Source organism: Tessaracoccus sp. MC1756 (genome assembly GCF_014164735.1).
Lineage (GTDB): Bacteria > Actinomycetota > Actinomycetes > Propionibacteriales > Propionibacteriaceae > Arachnia.
Window position 1 is genome coordinate 985,594 of the sequence record NZ_JACJFZ010000001.1, and the last position, 14,363, is coordinate 999,956.

Genomic DNA, 14,363 nt, shown 5'->3' on the forward strand with positions numbered 1-14,363 from the left:
TGCCCCTTGTGGGGATTATCCACGCCCCACGGGGAGAAGGGAAGGCACTGCCGAACCGACAAGGACAGGGTCAGTCGAGGTTCTCGATCTCCAGCACCGGCACGTCGCTACTGTGGCGCATGCCGAAGACCTGCTCCAGGAAGGAGACCTGAGCTTCGAGAGCCGCACGCCGCGCGGCCATGCCCCGGAAGCCGTGGCCCTCGCCGTCGAACATCACGAGCGCCAGCGGAAGGCCCTTGGCACGCACGGCGTCGGCGAGCTGCTCCGCCTGGGCGGGCGGCACCACCTTGTCGTCGCGGCCCTGGAGCACCAGCATGGGGGTGCTCAGGTTGTCGAGGTGGTTGATGGGGGAGCGTTCCTCGTAGAGGTCGCGGCCCTCCGGCCACGGGGCGATCAGGCCGTCGAGGTAGCGCGACTCCGCCTTGTGGGTGTCGGTGGCCAGCGTGGGCAGGTACCCGATGCCGTACCGGCTGACGCCCGCGGCGTAGACGTCGGTGGTGGTGAGCGAGCGCAGCGTCGTGAAGCCGCCGGCGCTGCCGCCGGTGATCGCGACGCGGGCGGGGTCTGCCAGCCCCTGGCCGGTGACCTCGCGGACGGCGGCGGCCACGTCGTCGACGTCGAGGTCGCCCCAGCGCCCGCGCAGGCGGTTGCGGTACTCCCGGCCGAACCCCGTTGAGCCGGAGTAGTTCACATCCAGCACCGCGAACCCGCGCGACACCCAGAACTGGGTGGCGGCGTTGTAGGAGGCGGTGGCCATCGACGTCGGGCCGCCATGTGTGAGCACGATCAGGGGCGGGTTGGTGAGCTCGGGGCGGTACAGCCAGGAGTGCACCGGACCGGCGGGGCCCTCCGCCCAGATGGCGGAAGGGGCGGCCACGAACTCCTCCGCGATGCCTGGCGGCCCCGCGAGCGCGAGGTTGCCGCCACCGGAGCGCAACTCGACGAGCGTGGCAGGCCGGTCAGCCCATTCGGCCACGACATAGAGGCAGTCGCCGTACGCGGCGATGGATTCGATGTCGGTGGTGCCCACCAGCGGCTCGGTCACTTCGCCGGTCTCGACGTTCCAGAGGGCGAGAGTGCCCTTGCCGTCGATGTACTGGACCGTTGCCAGCGTGTTGTCGCGCGTGACGGCCGCGACGGGCCGGTTGAGCACCCAGGTGGGGCCGGCGCAGTCGCGGTCCACCCGCCACTCGTTGCCGTGGTGCACGCGCCAGTTCCAGAATCCGGACTCGTCGGTGACGTAGGCGCACGCCTCCAGCTCGGGGAGACCGACGGGGTGCTGGGCGGACACGTCCTCGCGCCCGTAGAGCAGGTCGGCGTCCCACCAGTCGCCGATGGGCGCCCGCCACACCTCCGCGGTGTCCCAGCTCATGGCCGGGTGGTTCCACTGGTACCAGGCGACGAAGTGCCCCGCCACCGTCGGCCCCGCGTAGAAGTCGGCGCCCGTGGCGATGACCCGCCCGGCGTCCGGCTGGTCGTCGTCCAGGCTGAGGGTGACGATCTCGGTGCGGGGCTCGGGTTCAGCAGAGTGGTCCTCGCGTACGGCGAGGACGAAACCGTTGGCCACGCTGAGGTGCAGGCCCCCGTAGACGTACTGGGAATCCGCCGGGGTGAGGGGCCGCCGGGTGCCGTCGGCGTCGAGCAGCCAGACGCGGCGGGTGCGGTCGTCGCAGTAGACGAGGAGTTCGCGGTTGGCCGAGTAGGCACCGCCGCCGTACTCCATGGTGCGGGAGCGGACGTTGGCCTCCGGGGTCAGATCGCTGACCGCGCCGTCGTGGCTGCGCTGCCGCACGGTGACGCGGCCGTCCTCAGCGGCGATCGTGGCGAGCCACAGCACACCGTTCCTGGTGGCCTGCACCTGGGAGATGGCGTCCGGGTAGTTCAGTACGGATTCGAGGCTCGCACGCATGGGTCTTGTCTATCGCATTGCGTGTCGCTTGGAAACCTGGGCACAATGGGGGCACACCGCCTGGCTGGGCTCGATCGCAGGGGAAGGCAATCCAGCCCAACCAGGAGGTACAACCGAGATGAACGCTCGTCACACCGGTAGCCAGGCGCAGGGGATGATCCTCATCCATTCCGCGTCTGCCGCGCTGTGCCCGCACATCGAATGGGCCCTCGGGTCGGCGCTCGGCCGCCGCATTGAACTCTCCTGGACGCAGCAGCCCGCAGAGGCGGGCGCGCGTCGCTCCGAATACTCCTGGGCGGGCAACGTCGGCTCCGGCGCCGTGCTGTCGTCGACCCTGGCGCAGATCGGACACCTGCGCTTCGAGGTGACCGAGGAACCGACGGCGGGCTCGGACGGCCAGCGATACTGCTTCACCCCCTCGCTCGGAGCCTTCACGGCCCAGGTGGGTGTGCACGGCGACATCCTCGTGCCCGAGGACCGCCTGCGCCACGCCTTGGCGAACGACGCCCTGGGCGGCGAGCCCCTCCACCACGCGCTCGACAGGCTGCTCGGCGTTCCCTGGGACGAGGAACTCGACGTCTTCCGCTACGCCGCCGAGAATTCCCCCGTGCGCTGGCTGCACCAGGTCGTCTGACCCTGGACAGCGAACAGTTCGGGCCTGTGCAGCTTTCGCCGCACAGGCCCGAACTGGTTCAGCAGGAGGTCAGTCGGTGATGTTCTCGTTGCTCACCACGATGGCCACGTTGTGGCCGCCGAAGCCGAACGAGTTGTTCACGGCGGCGAGGTCACCCTCGGGCAGCGTGCGGTTCTCCGTGGCCACGTCGATCCCCAGATCGGGCTCGATGTTGTCGACGTTGATGGTGCCCGGCACGATGCGGTTCTTCAGCGACAGCACCGTGGCCAGGGTCTCGAGCGCACCGGCGCCACCGAGCAGGTGGCCGGTCATCGACTTGGTGGAGTTCACCACGACATGGTCGACGTGGCTGCCCAGCGCCTTGCGGATCGAGCCCGCCTCCGTCACGTCGCCCTGAGGGGTCGAGGTGCCGTGGGCGTTGATGTGCACGATCTCGGCCGGCGTCAGGCCGGCTTCCTGGAGGCCACGGGTCATGGCGAGGGACTGGCCGTAGCCGTCCGGGTCCGGCTGCACCAGGTCGTGGCCGTCGGCGGACATGCCCGCACCGCGCACGGTGCCGTAGATCTTCGCCCCGCGGGCCTTGGCCGCATCGAGGCGCTCCAGCACCATGATGGCGGCACCTTCGGCGAGCACGAAGCCGTCGCGGTCCACGTCCCAGGGACGCGAGGCGCGCGTGGGCTCGTCGTTGCGGCGCGAGAGCGCCTGCATCTTGGCGAACGCGCCCAGCGGCAGCGGATGGATGACGGCCTCGCCGCCGCCCACCACGACGATGTCCGCCCGGCCCAGCCGGAGCATGTCCATGCCCCAGGCGATCGCCTCGTTGGACGACGCGCAGGCGGACACGGGGGTGTGGATGCCGGCGCGGGCGCCGAGCTTCAGGCCGAGGTTGGCGGCCGGGGCGTTGGCCATCAGCATGGGGATGGTGAAGGGGGACACGCCGCGCAGGCCCTTGTCGCGCATGCCGTCCCAGTTGCCGAGCAGCGACTGGAGACCGCCGATGCCGGTGGCGCAGACGACGCCCAACCGGTCGCGGTCCACCGGGTTGTCCTCGCCCAGACCGAAGCCGGCGTCGGCCCAGGCCGCGAGGCCGGCGACGAGCACGAGCTGCGTGGAGCGGTCGAGCTTGCGCGCCTCGACCCGCTCGATGACCTCGCTCGGGTCGACGGCGACCTTGGCTGCGATGCGGGAGGGGAGGTCCTGCGCCCATTCCTCATCGAGGGCGGTGACGCCCGACCGGCCTGCCAGGAGGCCTTCCCAGGTGCTGGCGACGTCGCCGCCCAGCGGCGTGGTGGCGCCGATGCCAGTGATCACAATCGCGTCGGACATGTTTCTCCTCAGAGGCGGGGGATGAGTTGGGGTGAGAGGGGAGCGGGGTCAGAGCCGGCGTCTCACGGGACACCCAGCACCCGGTTGGTGCACCCCGTGAGAAACCGGGAACCGGCCTCTCACGGGGTTCTACGTCGTCAGTTGGCGCCGCGCTCGATGTAGGCGACAGCGTCGCCCACGGTCTTGAGGTTCTTGGCGTCCTCGTCGGGGATCTCCATGTCGAACTTGTCCTGGAGGTCGTTGATGATCTCGAGCATCGACAGGGAGTCGACACCGAGGTCGTCGACGAACGACTTGTCCTGGGTCACGTCCTCGACCGCGTTGCCGTTGATGTCGTTGACGACCTCGGCGATACCGGCGCGGATCTCTTCAGTGCTGGCCATGATGGCTCCTTACTTTCTGGTGGTGGGAATGGGTTGAGTGTAGGGGTCAGGGCAGGATGACGGTCTGGCCTGCGAACACGAGGCCCGCGCCGAAACCGATGATCAGAGCGCTGTCCCCACTCTTGGCCTGCCCGGACTCGAGCAGGGCCTCCATCGCCAGCGGAACCGAAGCCGCAGACGAATTGCCCATGCGGATGATGTCGCGGCCGACCACGACGTCCTCGGGCAGCTTGAGGTGACGCAACATCGAATCGGTGATCCGGTTGTTGGCCTGGTGGGGGATGAAGCAGTCGAGCTCTTCGGGCGTCAGGCCCGAGGCTTCGAGGGTCTCCACGGCCTTCTCGACGATGGAGCCGGTCGCCCACTTGAAGACCTCACGGCCATCCATGTGGATGTGGGGTGTGCTGCCGGCCTCGATGGTGCGCCAGTCGTCGATCTCGATGACGTCGTGCGCCTCGGGCTTGGATCCCCACACGGTGGGGCCGATGGCCGGTTCGTCGGAGGGCCCGATGACAACCGCGCCGGCGCCGTCGGAGAACAGGAACGCGGTGGAGCGGTCCTCGATGTTGGTGTAGCGAGAGAGGACCTCGACGCCCAGGACGAGGACGTTCTTCGCGGAGCCGGAGCGGACGAGTCCTTCAGCGATGCCGACGCCGTAGCAGAAGCCCGCGCAGGCGGCCGAGATGTCGAACGCGGCGGGGGCGGGCATGCCCAGCTTCGCGGCCATGATGGCGGCCAGCGAAGGGGTCTGCATGAAATGGGACACCGTCGACACGATGATGGCGTCGATGTCGGCCGGCTGGAGCCCGGCGCGCTCGATGGCCTTGGCTGCGGCCTCCACGCCCAGCGTCTCGGCGTCCTCACCGTCGGCGGCCCAGCGACGCTCGGTCATGCCGGTGCGCTGCTGGATCCACTCCGGGGTGGAGTCGATCATCGTGCACATTTCTTCGTTGGTCACGACGCGGCTGCCACGTGCGCCGCCCACTGCCAGGATTCGCGCGTACTGCGCGCCGGTTGCGGTCTTCAGTGCCACTGGGTCACTCCGATTCGGTGTGGTTCTGGACGAAGCTGCGTGCCTCGTCGAGTTGGTCTGGGGTGTTGAGGTTGAACAGTTCGACGCCCTTGAGGTTGCGCTTGGCGATGCCTGTGAGGGTGCCGGCGGGGGTGAGTTCGAGCAGCCCGGTGACGCCGCGCCCGGCCATGGCCTCCATGCAGAGGTCCCAGCGCACGGGGTTGGCCACCTGGTTGACCATCCGCTGCAGCGCGTCGGCGCCCGAGCCGACGACGGCCCCGTCCCGGTTCGACAGCAGGGCTGTCACGGGCTCACCGGGGGTCACGCCCGCGGCCACGGAGGTGAGGTGGGCGACGGCGGGCTCCATGTGCACGGTGTGGAAGGCGCCCGCCACGCTCAGGGGGAACAGCCGGGCTCGCTTCGGGGCGTTGGCGGCGAGTTCCTCGAGTTGCTCGACGGTGCCCGCGGCCACTATCTGGCCCGAACCGTTGTTGTTCGCCGGGGTGAGACCTGCGGCCTCGATGGCGGCCAGCACCTCGTCGCGGTCGCCGCCGATGACGGCGGTCATGGAGGTGGGCCGCGCGGCGGAGGCCTCCGCCATGGCCCTGCCCCGCTCGCGCACCAGCACGAGCGCGTCCTCGTCGGTGATGGCACCGGCCAGCGCCATGGCGGCCAGTTCGCCGACGGAGTGCCCGGCGAGCATGCCCACCGTGGTCGCGTCGTCGCCGAGCAGCGCCCGGCCGCTCAGCAGCGCCGAGGCGACCAGGAGGGGCTGGGCGATGGCGGTGTCGCGGATGGTGTCGGCGTCGGCCTCTGTCCCGTAGTGGGCGAGGTCGATGCCGCTCACCTCGGACAGCCGCGCCAACTGCTCAGCGAGCGCGGGGTCGGCAATCCAGGGGGCGAGGAATCCGGGGGTCTGGGCACCCTGTCCGGGCGCGACGATCACAAGCACATGACAACCCTGCCTGCTCGCCGTCCGGGAGGCGGGATCGAATGTCACGAAAATCCCCGTACGGCCGTTGTCACTTCCCGACAACACCATGTCGGCCCGCACGCGCGGTGGCGAGGGGAAGCGTTGTCGGTAGCGGTGAATTGCGCGGCGGTGATTCAGCCGTGGAGGCGGCCGAGGGTGATGGCCAGCCGCAGCACGTAGGCCTCGCGCGGATCCGCCGGGTTGTAGCCGGTCACGTCCTGGATGCGCTTGAGGCGGTACCGCACGGTGTTGGGGTGCACGAAGAGCGCACGGGCCGTGGCCTCCATCGATGAGCCGCAGTCGAGGAACCCGACGCACGTCTCGAGGAGTTCCTTGCTGGCGGCCAACGAGGGGTAGATCTCGCCGGACAGGATGCGGCGGGCGTGGCCGTCGCCGGCCAGCGCACGCTCGGGGAGCAGGTCCTCGGACAACAGAGTGGTGGGGCCCTCCGGCCAGGCCTTGGCGGCGCGGTACCCGGAGGCTGCTGCGCGGGCCGACTTGGGCGCACCGGCGAGGTTCTCGACGGTGGGGCCGACGACGACGGGGCCCGGCGCGAAATGCTCCTCCAGCTGGCTGATCCGCTCGCAGGCCTCCACCGGGTCACTGACCCGGTCGCCGCCGAAGATGCACACGAGGCGGTCGCCCTGCGGCGCGGCCAACACTTCCAACGAGAGTTTCGCCGCGGCGCGGCGCAGGCCGTCGAGCACGTCGGTCTCCGGCGCGCCACCGATGGCGACGGCGACCTTCGAATCCGTGTCCCAGCCCAGCGTCGAGGCCCGCGACATGACGGATTCGTCGGTCTCGGCCCGTACTACGGCGTCGACGATGGTGGCCTCGATGCGGGAATCCCAGGCGCCGCGGGCCTCGGCGGCGCGCGCGTAGATGGCGGCGGCCGCGAAGGCGATCTCCCGCGAGTAGTGGACGATGCCGAATTGGAGCGGCTGGCGGTCGCCGCGGGGGAGGAGGTGCTGGATCTGCTCCTCCACCACCTCCGTCGTGGTGCGGACGAGGTCCACCGTCTGCTGCAGCGAGATGCGACGGGCCATGGCGCGGGGGGCGGCGTCGAAGACGGATTCGGGCACGAAGGGTTCGCCCGAGAACCAGGTCACGAACCCGTCGATGCCGGAGCGGGCGAGGACACCGATCCAGGAGCGCGACTCCGCGTCCAGCTGTCCGAACCACTCGTGGCGTGCCACCAGGGCGGTCAGCGTCGCCGTGTTCATCTCGGACGTGGCGCCGGCGAGCCGTTTCAGCAACCCTGAGCGTGCACGTGCAGACGAGATGAGCGCAGGGGCGGTGCCGGGACGGGGATCCATCCGGCCAGCCTAGTGGTGTCGCTAGGGTGGTCCCCGTGAGTCACGAGGTATTGGTCATCGGCATGGGTCCCGGCGGTTTCGGCCAGCTGACGCTGGACGCCGTCGAGGCGATGAACCGCGTCGATGCCTTCGTGGTGGCGGATCACCGGGAGGACCGCTCGGATCTCGTCTGGCGCCGCAGCGAACTGATCCGCAGGCACGTGCGGCACGCGCACCGCATCATCACGGTGCTCGACCCCGCCCACCAGCACCCCGACGACGACCTCGACGCCGCGCGGCTGGCCACCTACGTGCAGATCATCAGCGGCCTGCCGGACGGCACGGTCGTCGGTTTCCTCGCCTGGGGGGACCCGGCGCTGTACGACTCGATCCTGCGCGTGATCGACGCACTGCGCGCCTCCATGTCCCTGCAGGTGAAGGTCATCCCGGGGGTGAGCGCCCTCCAGGTGCTCGCCGCGGCCCACCAACTGGCGCTGCACGGTGCGCCCGTGCATCTCACCACCGGTGAGCGCCTATTGGCCGAATACCGCCCGGACCTGGGTGACGTCGTGGTGTTCGAGGACCCGGCGCTGGCCTGTCGTGGGCTCGTCGCGGAGTTCCCGGACCTGGAGATCTACTGGGGGGCCTACCTCGGCTCGGATGACGAAGTGCTCGCCAACGGCCCATTGGCGAAGGTCATCGACGAGATCTCGGCGCTGCGCGCCCAACTCCAGCAGCATCACGGATGGGTGCACGACACCTACCTCCTCCGCCTGCCTGCCTGAAACGCTGCGCGACACGACGGTGAATTCGCCCCCGGGCGGGCCCGCAGGTTGCTAGCTTTTGTCCGTCAACGGTGAAACGCACACGGAGGGACCCACAATGGATCGGCTGCAGGAGATTCTGGACGCAGTCGCGGGGTTCGTATGGGGACCCTGGCTCCTCATCCCATTGCTGCTGCTCACCGGCCTCTGGCTGACGATCAAGCTGCGCGGCATCCAGTTCCGCACGCTGGGCTCCGCCCTGCGGCTCGCACTGCTGGAGCGGCACGACAAGGACGCCGAGGACGGCGACATCTCGCAATACCAGGCGCTCACCACGGCGCTGGCCGCCACGGTCGGCGTCGGCAACATCGTGGGCGTCGCCACGGCCATCGCGATCGGCGGCCCCGGCGCCCTGTTCTGGATGTGGGTCACCGGCCTGGTCGGGATGGCGTCGAAGTACTCCGAAGCGTTCCTCGCGGTGCGTTTCCGCACGGTGGACGCGAAGGGCGAGTCGTCGGGCGGCCCGCAGTACTACCTCAAGAAGGCGCTGCCCGGTGGCTGGGGTGTGGCGCTCAGCATCATCTTCGCCGTCTTCGCGGTGCTGGCCAGCTTCGGCATCGGCAACATGACCCAGGGCAACGCGGTCGCCGCCAACCTGCACGACGCGTTCGGCGTGCCCGTCACCATCTCCGCCATCGTGATGGCGGTCCTCGTGGGGCTCGTGATCCTCGGCGGCATCCGTGTCATCGGCACCGTCACAGCGGCGCTGGTCCCGGTCATGATCGTGTTCTACGTGCTCGGGGCCCTCTACATCCTGGTGGTGAACTTCGCGGAGCTCCCCACCGCGCTCGGCCTCATCTTCGGGCAGGCGTTCACCGGCAGCGGCATCGCCGGTGGAACGTTCGGCTCGCTGATCCTGGCGGTCCAGATGGGTGTGGCCCGCGGCATCTTCTCCAATGAGTCCGGCATGGGATCGGCGGCCATCGCCGCGGCCGCGGCCAAGACCACGCACCCGGTGCGCCAGGGCCTCGTCTCGATGACGCAGACCTTCATCGACACGCTCATCGTCGTGTCCTGCACCGGCCTGGTCCTGGTCACCACCGGTGTGTGGGACGCCGACGCGAGCCCCGCCGTCCTCACCTCCATGGCCTTCAGCCACGGGCTTCCCGGCCAGTGGGGCGGCTACGTCGTGGCCATCGGCGTGATCCTGTTCGCGTTCTCCACCATCATCGGCTGGTCCTACTACGGCGACCGCTGCGTCGAGCGCCTCTTCGGGGCGAGGATGACGATCGTCTACCGCATCGCGTTCACCGTCGTGGTCTACATCGGCGCCACCGTCCCGCTGGGCATCGTCTGGTCGTTCTCCGACATCATGAACGGCCTCATGGCGCTGCCGAACCTGATCGGCCTGCTCGTCCTCTCGGGCCTGATCGCCCGGGAGACGGCCCACTACCTGAAGCACGACCCCAAGCTGCGGGCCACGAAGGCCGACGTGGACGCCTTCATGGGAGACCAGGTCAAAGCCTGAGGCGTCGCCGCACTAGGCTGTGCGCCCATGAACGAAACGAGCACCGGCCACGTCACACTGCTCGGCGGTGGCCCCGGCGATCCTGACCTGATCACCGTCGCAGGGCTGAAGGCCCTCCAGCGGGCCGATGTGATCGTCTACGACCGCCTCGTCCCGCTACAACTGCTCGATGAGGCCAAGGCAGGCGCCGAACTCATCGAGGTGGGGAAGGTGCCGCGCGGTCCGTTCACGCCGCAAGAGCGGATCAACGAGATCCTGATCGAACAGGCATCCGCGGGGCGCGACGTGGTGCGGTTCAAGGGTGGCGACTCCTTCGTGTTCGGCCGCGGGGGAGAGGAGTGGCTGGCGCTCCAGGATGCTGGTATCACCGTCTCGATCATCCCCGGCATCTCCTCGTCCATCGCCGCCGCGGAACTGGCCGGCATCCCCGTGACCCACCGCGGCGTCGCAACCGGCTTCACCGTCGTGGCGGGCCACGTCGGCCCGAACGACGAACGCAACGACGTGGCGTGGGAGAAGCTCGCCACGGCGGGCAACACCATCGTCATCCTCATGGGCGTGAAGAACCTGCCGGAGATCACCACCGCCCTCATCGCGGCCGGCCTGCCCGCAGACACCCCCGCCGCCGTGGTCGCGGATGCGGGCCTGCCCACCATGCAGGTGGTGCGCGGCGACGCGTCCGGCATCGCAGCGTTGGCAGCGGAGGCGGGCATCCGGCCCCCGGCCGTCACCGTGCTCGGTAGCGTCGCGGGCCTCGGCATCGGCGTGTGAGCGGGATGGAACTGCGCGGCGACCTCCACACCCACACCACCTGGTCCGACGGTGGGGCCGGCCTCGCGGAGATGACCGCCGTTGCTGAGGCCCTGGGCCATGAGTATCTGGCCATCACGGACCATTCGCCGCGGCTCAAGGTGGCCCGCGGGCTGAGCCGCGAGCGCCTGCTGGCACAGTGGGACGAGATCGACGAGATCCAAGAGCAGCGCGAGATCCGGATCCTCAAGGGCATCGAGGTCGACGTGCTCGCTGACGGGGCCCTGGACCAGGGGCCGGACCTCCTCGCCCGGCTGGACGTCGTCGTCGCCTCCGTCCACTCCAGGCTGGACGACGACGAGGCCACGATGACCCGGCGCATGATCGCGGCCATCGCCAACCCGCACACGACCGTGCTGGGCCACTGCACCGGCCGCAAGCGGCGATCCGACGGTTCCTGGCGCGGGGAGTCGCGGTTCGACGCCGACCTGGTGTTCGCTGCCTGCGAAATGTTCGGCGTCGCCATCGAGGTCAACTCTCGGCCGGACCGGGCCGACCCGCGGCTGGAGCTACTGGAGCTCGCCAACGACATCGGTTGCCTGTTCGCCATCAGTACCGACGCGCACGCCCCGGACCAGTTGGGCTACCTGCCCCTGGGGGCCACCCGCGCGGCCGAGGCGGGCATCCACCCGGACCGCATCATCACGACCTGGCCTGCGGAGGAACTCCTGAGGCACGCCAACCGGCACCGTTAGCCCTCGGTCGGCACCGGCAGCCTCAACCGTGGATAGGGTGAATATCACAATCGCCGCTGCGCGGTAATGTTGAGCCATCGCGCCTCTGGCGCTTGACCTGCCGACATCGAGAGGAATACTTCGTGAGTCAGAACGAGGCCGGACCCATTCTCAATGGGCTGCCCACCAATCTGCCCGATATCGACCCCGCGGAGACCGCCGAATGGCTGGAGTCCCTCGACGGTGTGATCGACGCGGGCGGCCGCAACCGCGCCCGCTACGTGATGCTGAAGCTGTTGGAACGCGCGCGTGAGCGCCACATCGGCGTGCCGTCGTTGACCGGTACGGATTACGTCAACACCATCCCCGCCAGCCGCGAGCCCGCCTTCCCCGGTGACGAGAAGCTCGAGCGCGGCATCCGTCGTCTGCTCCGCTGGAACGCCGCCATCATGGTGCATCGCGCGCAGCGCCCCGGCGTCGGCGTCGGCGGCCACATCGCCTCCTACGCCTCGTCCGCCACCCTCTATGAAGTGGGCTTCAACCACTTCTTCCGTGGCAAGGACCACCCCGGCGGCGGCGACCAGATCTTCTTCCAGGGCCACGCCTCGCCCGGCATGTACGCCCGGGCGTTCCTCGAGGGCCGCCTCGACGAGGACGACCTCGACGGCTTCCGTCAGGAGAAGAGCCACTTCGTCGACGGCGACCTCCGCGCCCTCCCCAGCTACCCGCACCCCCACCAGCTTCCGGATTTCTGGGAGTTCCCGACGGTGTCGATGGGCATCGGCCCCATCAACGCCATCTACCAGGCGCAGTTCAACCGCTACCTGCACAACCGCGGCATCAAGGACACCTCGGATCAGCGGGTCTGGGCGTTCCTCGGCGACGGCGAGATGGACGAGCCCGAATCGCGTGGCGCCCTGCAACTGGCTGCCAACGAGGAACTCGACAACCTCACCTTCGTGGTCAACTGCAACCTCCAGCGGCTCGACGGCCCGGTGCGCGGCAACGGCAAGATCGTCCAGGAACTCGAGGCCTTCTTCCGAGGCGCCGGCTGGAACGTCATCAAGCTGGTGTGGGGCCGCGGCTGGGACCCGCTGCTGGCCAACGACTCCGAGGGTGCGCTCGTCAACCTGATGAACGCCACCACCGACGGTGACTTCCAGACCTTCAAGGCCAACGACGGCGCCTACGTCCGCAAGCACTTCTTCGAGCGTGACCCGCGTACCGCGGCCATGGTCAAGGACTGGAGCGACGACGAGATCTGGCGCCTCTCGCGCGGTGGCCACGACTACACCAAGGTGTACTCCGCCTACAAGGCCGCCACCGAATTCACGGGGGCACCGACGGTCATCCTCGCCCACACGATCAAGGGCTACTTCCTCGGCAAGCACTTCGCCGGCCGCAACGCGACGCACCAGATGAAGAAGCTCGCGCTCGACGACCTCAAGGGCTTCCGGGACCGCGTCGACGCCCCCATCACCGACGCGCAGCTCGAGGAGGATCCGTACCGTCCTCCGTACCTGCACCCCGGTCAGGACGACCCGCGCATCCAGTACCTCCAGGCCCGCCGCCGTGAACTGGGCGGGTACCTGCCCGAGCGTCGCGGCGACCGCAAGTTCATCTCGCTGCCGCCGGACAAGAGCTACGACTCGTCCCGCAAGGGTTCCGGCAACCAGCAGGTGGCCACCACCATGGCGTTCGTCCGTCTGCTGAAGGACCTCATGCGCGACAAGGAGTTCGCTCCCCGCGTCGTCCCGATCATCCCTGACGAGGCGCGCACCTTCGGCATGGACGCGTTCTTCCCGACCATCAAGATCTACAACCCGCACGGCCAGAACTACACGCCCGTCGACAACGAGCTGTTCCTGAGCTATCGCGAGGCCAAGAACGGCCAGATCTTGCACACGGGCATCAACGAGGCCGGCTCGGTCGCCGCGTTCACCGCCGCCGGGTCGTCCTACTCGACCCACGGTGAGCCGATGGTCCCGATCTACGTCTTCTACTCGATGTTCGGCTTCCAGCGCACCGGCGACGCCATCTGGGCCGCTGCAGACCAGCTGACGCGCGGCTTCATGATCGGCGCCACCGCCGGGCGCACCACGCTGACGGGTGAGGGCACCCAGCACATGGACGGTCATTCCCCGGTACTGGCCTCCACCAACACCGCGGTGCTCAGCTACGACCCGGCTTACGGTTACGAGATCGCGCACATCGTCAAGGACGGCCTGCGTCGCATGTACGGCGAGCAGCCCGAGGACGTCATGTACTACCTGACGGTGTACAACGAGCCCCTCGTGCAGCCGGCTGAGCCTGAGGGTGTCGAGGTGGAGGGCATCCTCCGCGGTATGTACCTCCTCAAGCCCGGCAACTTCGACGGCGTGGGCGAAGACGCACGCCGTGCTCAGATCCTCGCCTCGGGCGTCGGCGTCCCGTGGGCCCTGGAGGCCCAGGAACTGCTCAAGCACGACTACGGGATCGTCGCCGACGTCTGGTCGGTCACGTCTTGGGGTGAGCTGCGGCGCGAGGGCCTCGAGTCCGAAGCGAAGAAGTTCACCGAGCCGTTCGCGGAGCACGAGAAGATCTGGGTTGAGCAGAAGCTCGAAGGCCGCCCCGGCCCTGTGGTGGCGGTCAGCGACTACATGCGCGCCGTGCCGGACCAGATCCGCCAGTGGGTACCGGGCAGCTACACCACGCTGGGCGCCGACGGGTTCGGGTTCTCCGACACGCGCGCAGCCGCCCGTCGTTTCTTCCACATCGACGGTCCGTCGGTCGCGGTGGCCGTCCTGCAGCAGCTCGCCCACCAGGGTGACATCCCGCAGGAGTGGGCGATCGAGGCGTACGCCAAGTACCGCCTGAACGACGTCACCGCGGGCACCTCCGGCAACGCTGGTGGCGACGCCTGAGGCTGCCTGAACATCCGCAGAAAGGGCGGGGCCGGTCGGTCAGACCGGTCCCGCCTTTGCATCGCAACTGAGCCCCAAGTGAAATCCCGCGCCGCATCTGGCAGGCTTGGGGCGTGGATATCGCACAAGACAAGGACCCCACGCACGAAGGG

12 protein-coding genes are annotated in these 14,363 nt (G+C 69.0%); 6 read left to right on the forward strand and 6 right to left on the reverse strand.

Features of this window, described 5'->3' with window-relative positions; translation table 11 throughout:
• Positions 1-70 precede the first annotated feature (70 nt).
• The gene (locus H5393_RS04595) at positions 71-1,909 is read right to left on the reverse strand and encodes a S9 family peptidase (RefSeq protein WP_182765626.1); all 1,839 of its coding nucleotides are present in this window, start codon (positions 1,907-1,909) and stop codon (positions 71-73) included.
• Positions 1,910-2,027: 118 nt separating this feature from the next.
• On the opposite strand from H5393_RS04595, the gene H5393_RS04600 reads away from it, so the two are divergent.
• Positions 2,028-2,543 (forward strand): DUF3145 domain-containing protein, encoded by a 516-nt coding sequence (locus H5393_RS04600; protein ID WP_255436253.1) that lies wholly within the window; start codon positions 2,028-2,030, stop codon positions 2,541-2,543.
• A gap of 69 nt (positions 2,544-2,612) precedes the next feature.
• On the opposite strand, the gene H5393_RS04605 is transcribed toward H5393_RS04600, so the two are convergent.
• The 5 genes from H5393_RS04605 to H5393_RS04625 all read right to left on the reverse strand — a co-directional run bounded on the left by H5393_RS04605 (position 2,613) and on the right by H5393_RS04625 (position 7,460).
• Entirely contained in the window at positions 2,613-3,869 is a 1,257-nt protein-coding gene (locus tag H5393_RS04605; protein WP_182765627.1) for a beta-ketoacyl synthase, read from the reverse strand.
• A 137-nt stretch (positions 3,870-4,006) separates the two neighbouring features.
• A complete protein-coding gene (locus H5393_RS04610) occupies positions 4,007-4,252 on the reverse strand; it encodes an acyl carrier protein (protein WP_143570849.1) in 246 nt (81 codons plus the stop codon).
• Positions 4,253-4,298: 46 nt separating this feature from the next.
• Entirely contained in the window at positions 4,299-5,285 is a 987-nt protein-coding gene (locus H5393_RS04615; RefSeq protein ID WP_182765628.1) for a beta-ketoacyl-ACP synthase III, read from the reverse strand.
• Positions 5,286-5,289: 4 nt separating this feature from the next.
• Positions 5,290-6,216, reverse strand: a complete 927-nt coding sequence (locus H5393_RS04620; protein ID WP_182765629.1) for an ACP S-malonyltransferase — start codon at positions 6,214-6,216, stop codon at positions 5,290-5,292.
• 155 nt (positions 6,217-6,371) lie between these two features.
• Positions 6,372-7,460, reverse strand: a complete 1,089-nt coding sequence (locus H5393_RS04625; protein ID WP_255436328.1) for a CdaR family transcriptional regulator — start codon at positions 7,458-7,460, stop codon at positions 6,372-6,374.
• A 128-nt stretch (positions 7,461-7,588) separates the two neighbouring features.
• On the opposite strand from H5393_RS04625, the gene cobF reads away from it, so the two are divergent.
• The 5 genes from cobF (at position 7,589) to aceE (ending at position 14,211) form a co-directional block, all read left to right on the forward strand.
• Positions 7,589-8,317 carry a precorrin-6A synthase (deacetylating) gene (gene cobF, locus H5393_RS04630; protein ID WP_182765631.1) on the forward strand — a complete coding sequence of 243 codons (729 nt, stop codon included), beginning with the start codon at positions 7,589-7,591 and terminating at the stop codon, positions 8,315-8,317.
• A 97-nt stretch (positions 8,318-8,414) separates the two neighbouring features.
• Positions 8,415-9,824: a sodium:alanine symporter family protein gene (locus H5393_RS04635; RefSeq protein ID WP_182765632.1), complete on the forward strand. Its 1,410-nt coding sequence runs from the start codon at positions 8,415-8,417 to the stop codon at positions 9,822-9,824.
• A 27-nt stretch (positions 9,825-9,851) separates the two neighbouring features.
• Positions 9,852-10,595: a uroporphyrinogen-III C-methyltransferase gene (gene cobA, locus H5393_RS04640; protein ID WP_182763466.1), complete on the forward strand. Its 744-nt coding sequence runs from the start codon at positions 9,852-9,854 to the stop codon at positions 10,593-10,595.
• A 5-nt stretch (positions 10,596-10,600) separates the two neighbouring features.
• Entirely contained in the window at positions 10,601-11,329 is a 729-nt protein-coding gene (locus H5393_RS04645; RefSeq protein WP_182765807.1) for a PHP domain-containing protein, read from the forward strand.
• Between the two features lie 122 nt (positions 11,330-11,451).
• Entirely contained in the window at positions 11,452-14,211 is a 2,760-nt protein-coding gene (aceE, locus tag H5393_RS04650) for a pyruvate dehydrogenase (acetyl-transferring), homodimeric type (RefSeq protein WP_182765633.1), read from the forward strand.
• Positions 14,212-14,363 lie beyond the last annotated feature (152 nt).